Source organism: Pseudodesulfovibrio sp., assembly GCF_028692895.1.
Lineage (GTDB): Bacteria > Desulfobacterota > Desulfovibrionia > Desulfovibrionales > Desulfovibrionaceae > Pseudodesulfovibrio.
The window spans coordinates 1-7,378 of record NZ_JAQUWN010000110.1 but is presented as its reverse complement, the minus strand read 5'-3'; the positions used below and the strand labels follow the sequence as shown (position 1 = coordinate 7,378).

Sequence of the window (7,378 nt, the reverse complement as noted above, 5' to 3'; positions counted from 1 at the left end):
TTTCCCTCTCCCCTTCCCCCCGGCGCCGCGCCTCGGCGCGGCGGGTCAGTCCTGAAAGTCCGAGCGCGAGAAGCGGGTGCCCATGATGCGGGAGGTGAACAGGGGGGCGTAGCCCGGCTCGCCGCCCCCGCCGTGGTGGTAGGCGCAGAAGAATTCGCCGTCCGCCAGTTCGGCCCAGCCCGAGTAGCCGAAGTCCGGGGCGGCCGCCAGACGGTCGTTTTGCAGCTCCAGGATGGCGGCTGCGGCCCGGCGGTCCGGCAGGCCCTGGCTGTGGTGCCAGTCCCAGCGATAGGATCGGCCCAGGCGCGGCTCGTCGATGGACAGGGCCACACGCCGCCAGGTGCAGTCCACCGCATTGTCCTCGAAGGGGTAGGGCGCGCCGAAGAGCACGGCCCGCGTCTCGGCCCGGTCGGGCTCGACCTTGATCCGGGCGCGCGGCTCGTGGTCCACGGAGAGGGTGACCCCGCCGTCCGCGTAGTCCAGGCGCAGGGTGTGGAACCGGCCGGGCTTGATGGCGACGGGCTCCGCCCCCTCGGCGTCGGGCGTGACGCGGTCCGGCCCGACCCGCCACCAGCAGCCCAGGCGCAGGCCGCAGCCGTTCTCCCCGGCCGCGTCCACGCGCACCTCTGCCTCCAGGGACGCCCGGGCGAAGCGCGGGTCGGTCATGGGGCGCAGGGCGTAGCGGACCACGGCTTCCTCCGTCCCGCCGTTCACCACGCGCAGGCCGTCCTGGCTCGGGACCGGATTGTCCGGCCGACTCCGGCCGTGCACGGCGAAGCCGGCCGCCAACTCCTCCAGGGAGCCGAGCCAGGCGCAGGTGCCGGGATCGGGCCCCACGTTGCGGTAGGTGACCAGCAGTTCGCCCGCCGAGGTCCGGCCCAGGGTGGGCCTGTGCCCGATGAGCGGGGTGTCCACGGGGTCGGACCAGGTCTCGCCCTCGTCGGTGCTGAAACAGAGGTACATGGGCTCGAAGACGAAACTGTTCTCGCGCAGCAGGGCGGCGATGCGGCCGTCGTCCAGGCGGAGCAGGGACGCCTCGCACAGGACCAGGTTGCGCTCGCGGGCGATGGCCCCGAGGGGAATCCAGCTTTCGCCGCCGTCCTCGGAACGGTAGGCCATCTGCTCGGCCGGGGCCTGGCGGATGGCGGGCTGGGCGGCGCGGCCCCGGTGGGTGTGGCCCGCAGTCAGCAGCGCGCCGCCGCCCAGGTCGAGGGGCCGGTCGAGCATGTCGTGCTCGATGCCCCGGACCGGCCGGGCTTCCCATGTTTCGCCGTTGTCGCGGCTGTGGTGGAAGACGCGCGAGGCGTCGGCGATCCACAGCTCGCCGTCCAGGCGGAAGAGGCGCGGGCAATGGCTGCGCGGGGTGTCGGGCCGGATGATTCCGGACCAGGTCCGGCCGCCGTCCGGGCTGTGCCGGACCAGCAGGGCGCGGCGCGAGGGCGTGACGTGCTGGTCCGCCTCGTTGTAGGCGACCACGAGGCGGCCGTCCGGCGCGGCGATGACGTCGGGAAAACAGAGGTACTGCCCCTCGCGGCGGTCGATGACGACGTGCCGGGCCGGGAGGTCCGACAGGGAGGGCATCAGTCCTCCCCGCGCTCGTCCTGGACGCGTTTGGACTTGGAGAAGCTGCGCGGCAGGGCCCCGGGCGCGACCATCGTGACCTGGCTGCGCACCAGGATGTGGCGGCGCAAGCTGTCGGCCACGCGGGCGGCCAGGGCGTCGTCGTTGTCGGCGGAGGCGCCGGGCGCGCGCTCCACGTTGACGTTCATGTGGTCCAGGCCTTCGCGCCGGGTCAGGGAAATCTGGTATTCGGCCGAGAGGTCGTCGAACTCGCCCAGGACAGAGGCGATCTGGCCGGGGTAGATGTTGACGCCCCGGAAGATGAACATGTCGTCCGAGCGGCCCATGATCCGGCCGATGCGCGGCAGCTTGACGCCGCAGGCGCAGTCGCCGGGGATGAAGTGGGTCAGGTCGTGGGTGCGGTAGCGGATCAGGGGCGAGGCCTCCTTGCACAGCGAGGTGACCACCATTTCGCCCACCTCGCCGGGGGCCACGGGCTCCAGGGTCTCGGGGTCGAGGATTTCCATGATGTAGAGGTCCGCCCAATAGTGGATGCCGTCGTGGGCCTCGCATTCCAGGCCGGTGCCGGGGCCGTAGAGCTCGGTCATGCCGATGATGTCGAAGCTGTGCTCCAGTCCGAGGGCCTCCTCGAACTGGGCGCGCATCTTGGGCGAGTGGGTCTCGGACCCGAATATGGCCCGCTTGAGCGCGATCTGGTCGCGCAGGCCGTGCTTGTGGACCTCCTCGCCCATGAGCAGGGCCATGGAGGCGGTGGAGCAGAGGCAGCTCGGCTTGAGGTCCGTGAGCATCTGGAGCTGGATTTCCAGCAGACCGGGGCCCACGGGCAGGGCCATGGCCCCGAACCGCTCGCATCCGAGCTGGAAGCCCATCCCGGCCGTCCACAGTCCGTAGCCCACGCAGATCTGGACCCGGTCCTCCACGGTCAGCCCGGCCATCTCGTAACAGCGGGCGAACATGTCCTTCCAGACGTCCACGTCGCGCTGGGTGTAGGCCAGGATCTTGCGCTTGCCCGTGGTGCCGCTGGAGCCGTGGATGCGCACCACGTCCGCCTCGGGCACGGAGAGCAGGGGCATGGGGTAGCCGTCCTTGAGGTCCTCGGCCGTGGTGAAGGGGAGCTTGCGGATGTCGTCGAGCGTCCGGATGTCGCCGGGGACCACGCCGCTCTGCTCCAGCCGCCGCCGATAAAACGGGCTGCCGCGCCAGACGTGCTCGACGGTCCACTGGAGGCCCCGGAGCTGTTTGTCGGCAATCTGTTCTTCGGTCAGGTCGGGAATGAAACGGCGGGTCATGGAATGCTCTCCTTCTGGCTTGGCGCGCCCCTTGTCGTTGCCGGGCAAATCCGGTAGCTCTGGTCAGGTGGCCGCCCAAGCGGTATACATGCAGCAAAAGGCGCAATTCTTCAAGCGCAAGGAACGGACATGGACGCGATTCCCCGTTGGCTCTATCTCCTCATCGCCGGTGCGGCCGGACTGGAACTGGGCGGCCTGGCCACCGTGTTCATCCGCCGCTGGATCGAGGAACGGCCCATCCTCCGGCCCTTCGGCTCGGTCTGCCCGACCTGCGGCCATCCACTGTCATGGCTCGACACCGTGCCCGTGCTCGGCTACCTGCTCCTGCGCGGCCGCTGCCGCCACTGCGGGACGCGCATCGGCGGCCAGTACCTGCTGGTGGAGCTCTCCTGCCTGGCCTGGGCCGTGGCCCTGGCCCATCGCTTCGGACCGGAGCAGTGGCCCGCCTTCGCCGCGCTCCTGGTCCTGGGCTGTATGCTGGTGGCGGGCAGCTTCATCGACATCGAGACCATGCTCCTGCCGAACCGGATCACCCTGGGCGGCGCGGCCCTGGCCCTGGCGGCGAGTTTTCTCCTGGACGAGCCGGGCTGGCGCGACGCCGTGGCGGGCGCGGCCGTGGGCGCGGCCATCCTCTGGGTCCTGCAGCAGGCCTACCGGCTGTGGCGCGGGGAGGAGGGGCTCGGCACCGGCGACGTCAAGCTCATGGGCATGGTCGGGGCCATGACCGGCCTGTCCGGGCTGATGCCCACCCTGCTGACCGCCTCGGCCATCTTCTGGCTCGGCACCATCGTCTGCATGTTCCGGCCCGGCTGCAAGGGGCTGAAAACCCTGATTCCCTTCGGGCCGTCCCTGGCCCTGGGCTGCATGCTCTACGTCCTCTACGGCGAGCCTGTCCTGCGCTGGTGGACGGGGCTTTAGGAGTGTCGCCGTGCGTCGTCTGATCGCCTTTCTGCTGTTCTTCGCGCTCCTGGCCGGTTGCGCCGGACGCGTCGTTCCCCCGGCTGTCGATCCCGCCGCCGTGCGCATGGTGCGCGCGAACGGCGCGGACCTGGCCTGCGCGGTGCGCGGCTCGGGCCCGCCCCTGCTCCTGGTCATGGGCTACGGCGGGACCATGGACGTCTGGGACCCGCTCCTGGTGGACCGGCTGGCCCGGACCAGGACCGTGATCCTCTTCGACAACCGGGGCATTGGCCGCTCCGGCGGAGCGGACGCGCCGCCGACCCTGGCGGCCATGGCGCGCGACGGCCTGGCCCTCCTCGACGGGCTCGGCATCGGCCGGGCGGACGTCCTGGGCTGGTCCATGGGCTCCATGATCGCCCAGGAGATGGCCCTGACCGCGCCGGACCGCGTGGGCAAGCTCGTGCTCTACGGCACGGCCTGCACCCCGGCGGCCGTGCGGCGCGCCCTGGCCCCGTTCGACGGCGTGACCACCGAGCAATTCATGGCGATGTTGTTCCCACCGGCGTGGGTCAAGGCCAATCCCGAGGTCTGGAAGCGGCTGCCGGTCCCGGCAATCCCGGCCACGGCCGAGGCCATGGCCCGGCAGCGGGAGGCCATGTTCGCCTGGTCCGGCACGGCCGACCGGCTGGCGGGCCTGCGCTGCCCCGCCCTGGTGGTGGCGGGCGAGGAGGACGGGATCACCCCGGCGGCCGAGGGGCTGGACGTGGCGGGGCGGATTCCCGGCGCGTGGCTGGCCCGTTTTCGTGGCGCGGGGCACTGGCTCATGTACCAGACCCCCGAGGGCCTGGCCCGGACCGTGGAGACCTTCCTGGCCACGGACCAGAATCTGCTGGCCCATTGAAGACAAAAGACCGCGCGCAGCGGTCTAGTGCGAATTTCATGGCGGTCGGCGCGCACAAAAAAAAGGCGGGGATTGCAAAATCCCCGCCCTTTTTCACTACGAACCGTGAATGACCGTGTCGTTCAAGGGATCGGCGTCGTATACATATCTTTTGGGGGCAAGGTCTTTCATTCCGTATTTCAGCTCATTCAAGAAGCCGCTTTCTCCCGTGCGGAAGATGTGTATATGGTCGTCAGCCCCCCTGTATCCGAGGCCGACCTCGCCGGTGTCTCCCATTCTGTAGAACTCCTCCACCCTTCGCTCTTTCCCGTCCGACGTTCTAATGTAAATCAAGCCGCCGCTTATCATGTCGAGCATTTCATCCGGCAATTGCAGTTTTTTCATCGGGAATCTCCTTGCATGAATGAGAAGGGACAGGGCGTCCGGCCCGATGGCCGGACAATGAGAGTATAGCCCGGACCGGATTTTTGCGTCTATGGGAAAATATACGGCGCATTCGTTTTTCGATGGACGTGGCGTCGGCTCACGAAGGCCGAGAAGTGCGAAGAAGAGCGGTGTTCGAGTCCTTCGGCCACGGCCGGGACGGCCGTCCGGTCAGTGCCGCAAAGGGGGGCGATGCGCTTGGCTGCGGTCAGCGGCCCCGGTCCGGGTTGTGCAGCACCAGGGTCGGCGCTTCCTTGGCCCGGACCTCCAACCGCTTGGGCGGGGATTTCTTCTTGCGCGCGGGCAGGGCGGGCGTGGCGTCGGCCGGGAGCTTGGCCGTCATGACGCGCGGGGCCGGGCCGCAGGTTTCGTCGTGATAGAGGTAGGAGACGACCCGGTTCACCCCGTGGGTGGAAAGGGCGTGGGCCACGATGCGGTCCCGCTCCTCCTTGTCGGAGATGACGCCGAGCAGGATGATGTCGCCCTGGACGATCTCCACCTCCACCGGCGTGCTGGTCACCTTGAGGTCCGCCACCAGTTGGGCGCGCAGCTCGGCGGACATGGCCTGCTCTTCGAGGAAGTCGTTCTCGGGCTGGTCCTCCCGCAGGTAGAGGCGGCTGATGACCATCCGTTTGCCCTTCACCTTCTCCATGCACTCGTAAACGTTGCGCAACTGCTCCTCGGAGTCGTACTCGCCCACCAGGTAGAGCTTGCCGAAATAGCAGTGGGCGGTGATCTGGTTGTTGCGCAGCTTCTTGTCCTTGTAGAGCTCGGCCTGGGCGTGCCCGGCCACCACGGCGTCCAGCATCTGCTGGCGGGTGGTCCGTTCGTCCATGGCGGTGTCGTAGGCGGTCTGGCCGTTGCCGATGACCGAGGAGACGTAGGCGGGTGCGCCGGGGATGAGGCCGATGCCGAAGGGAACGGCGGCGCATCCGGCGAGCAGGGCGAGGAGGAGCAGGGCGAGGGCGGGTTTGAGCGGGTTCACGGTCTCGTTGTGGTTGCGGGTTGCGGACAAGGCGTCGAAATTATGAAGCAAGAACCCTGCCAGGGAGCATGTTGCCGCATGAGCTCCGCCGGGCGGGCGTCGCCGCCGGACGAGCCGGGAAATCGGGTCCATGAAAAATGGATGGGGCCGCGTCGGGCTCGGCACTATCCACGAAAAATAGATCGGCCGATCAGAAACGCTCGGCGGCGCTGCGGGGCCAGAACCCGTTGTAGTCCTTGCAGGCGCGCAGGGTGAATTTTCGGTAGTCGCGCCCTTCTGCCGTGGAATGGATGTGCCGGGGAGGTCCGACGGCGGCGAACATCTTGGCGATGAGCGGGTGGGTGTCGCCCTCGAACCAGCGCTCGCGCACGAGCACGGCGTCCCAGCCGATCTTGTCCTTGTCCGGGCCGGGCCAGAGGTCGTACTGGTTCATGCGCCGGTCGAAGACCCAGGCGCAGTATGTCAGGGGCTGACCGGGGGTGTAGAAGGCCAGCTCCGAGGTGATGTCGTATTCGTCGCTGAACACGAAGACGCGCGCCGGGTCGTCGAAGCCCTGCATTGCGAGGCCGACTTCCCGGCCAAGGCTCTGCCAGCCCTTGAGGCGGTTGGTGATGTTGATGCCGTCGGGCAGGGGGAGCAGCGGGGAGGCGTACATGAGCATCACGAGCAGCGCGGCCCCGCCCACAAGGACGGCCCGGCCGCGATTCTTGCGCCGGGGCGCGTCCCACCAGGACATGAGCCCCGCGCCGCCCAGGATGGACGCCCCCATGAAGGCGGCGGCCGTCCAGTTGGCCTCGGTCTTGGAGTGGATGGCCCACAGGGTGATGAATCCCCACAGCGGCCAGAAGAACAGGGCGGCCTGCAGGGCGTTGCGGTACTTCTGGTCAAAAGCCCCGATGGGCCCGACCCAGCCTTTTTTCACCGCGCGCCAGCCTCCGGCCATGGCCAGGACGAACCACCACGGGGCCATCAGGCCGATCTGCGCGCCGAGCATCTCGAAGAACGGGCCGACGCGCAGGTGGGAGATGCCGGACTTGCCCGCCGTCTGCCGGGCCACATGGCGGAAGCCGACCCAGTCGTTTCCGGCGTTCCAGATCAGGATGGGCAGCATGCCGATGGCCGCGCCCGCCAGCAGGGCGGCCAGGAAGCGGCCCCAGAACCGGTCCGGCAACTGGCCGCGAAAATGGAGGATCAGCGCGTGGATAACGGCCAGGATCACGAAGACGAGCATCATGTACTTGGCCAGGGTGCCCAGGGCCACTGCCGCGCCCAGGATGACGAAGGGCGCGTTGCCCACGG

At 68.9% G+C, this 7,378-nt stretch carries 7 protein-coding genes; 2 read left to right on the top strand and 5 right to left on the bottom strand.

Going from position 1 to position 7,378, the window contains the following annotated elements:
• Positions 1 to 45 precede the first annotated feature (45 nt).
• Together PHP91_RS16665 and PHP91_RS16660 are read right to left on the bottom strand one after the other, a co-directional pair.
• Complete coding sequence (locus PHP91_RS16665; RefSeq protein ID WP_300143407.1) at positions 46 to 1,581, bottom strand: sialidase family protein; 1,536 nt, start codon at positions 1,579 to 1,581, stop codon at positions 46 to 48.
• Positions 1,581 to 2,870: a phenylacetate--CoA ligase gene (locus PHP91_RS16660; protein ID WP_300143404.1), complete on the bottom strand. Its 1,290-nt coding sequence runs from the start codon at positions 2,868 to 2,870 to the stop codon at positions 1,581 to 1,583. Before PHP91_RS16660 ends, PHP91_RS16665 begins: the two co-directional genes overlap by 1 nt.
• A 129-nt stretch (positions 2,871 to 2,999) precedes the next feature.
• On the opposite strand from PHP91_RS16660, the gene PHP91_RS16655 reads away from it, so the two are divergent.
• Together PHP91_RS16655 and PHP91_RS16650 are read left to right on the top strand one after the other, a co-directional pair.
• Positions 3,000 to 3,788, top strand: a complete 789-nt coding sequence (locus PHP91_RS16655) for an A24 family peptidase (RefSeq protein ID WP_300143401.1) — start codon at positions 3,000 to 3,002, stop codon at positions 3,786 to 3,788.
• Between the two features lie 10 nt (positions 3,789 to 3,798).
• Positions 3,799 to 4,671, top strand: a complete 873-nt coding sequence (locus tag PHP91_RS16650) for an alpha/beta fold hydrolase (protein WP_300143398.1) — start codon at positions 3,799 to 3,801, stop codon at positions 4,669 to 4,671.
• A gap of 96 nt (positions 4,672 to 4,767) precedes the next feature.
• Here the strand turns inward: PHP91_RS16650 and PHP91_RS16645 are convergent, their stop codons facing one another.
• The 3 genes from PHP91_RS16645 to PHP91_RS16635 form a co-directional block, all read right to left on the bottom strand.
• The gene (locus PHP91_RS16645) at positions 4,768 to 5,055 is read right to left on the bottom strand and encodes a hypothetical protein (RefSeq protein ID WP_300143395.1); all 288 of its coding nucleotides are present in this window, start codon (positions 5,053 to 5,055) and stop codon (positions 4,768 to 4,770) included.
• 247 nt (positions 5,056 to 5,302) lie between these two features.
• On the bottom strand, positions 5,303 to 6,130 hold the full coding sequence (locus tag PHP91_RS16640) for a BON domain-containing protein (RefSeq protein ID WP_300143392.1): 828 nt from the start codon (positions 6,128 to 6,130) through the stop codon (positions 5,303 to 5,305).
• A 139-nt stretch (positions 6,131 to 6,269) separates the two neighbouring features.
• Positions 6,270 to 7,378 (bottom strand): glycosyl transferase (locus tag PHP91_RS16635; protein WP_300143389.1); only part of this gene is annotated, 1,109 nt, incomplete at its 5' end.

Excerpts from the sequence above, each read along its gene's own strand:
- PHP91_RS16665 (WP_300143407.1), bottom strand. The coding sequence starts at position 1,581 with ATGCCCTCCCTGTCGGACCTCCCGGCCCGGCACGTCGTCATCGACCGC.
- PHP91_RS16660 (WP_300143404.1), bottom strand. The coding sequence starts at position 2,870 with ATGACCCGCCGTTTCATTCCCGACCTGACCGAAGAACAGATTGCCGAC.
- PHP91_RS16655 (WP_300143401.1), top strand. The coding sequence starts at position 3,000 with ATGGACGCGATTCCCCGTTGGCTCTATCTCCTCATCGCCGGTGCGGCC.
- PHP91_RS16645 (WP_300143395.1), bottom strand. The coding sequence starts at position 5,055 with ATGAAAAAACTGCAATTGCCGGATGAAATGCTCGACATGATAAGCGGC.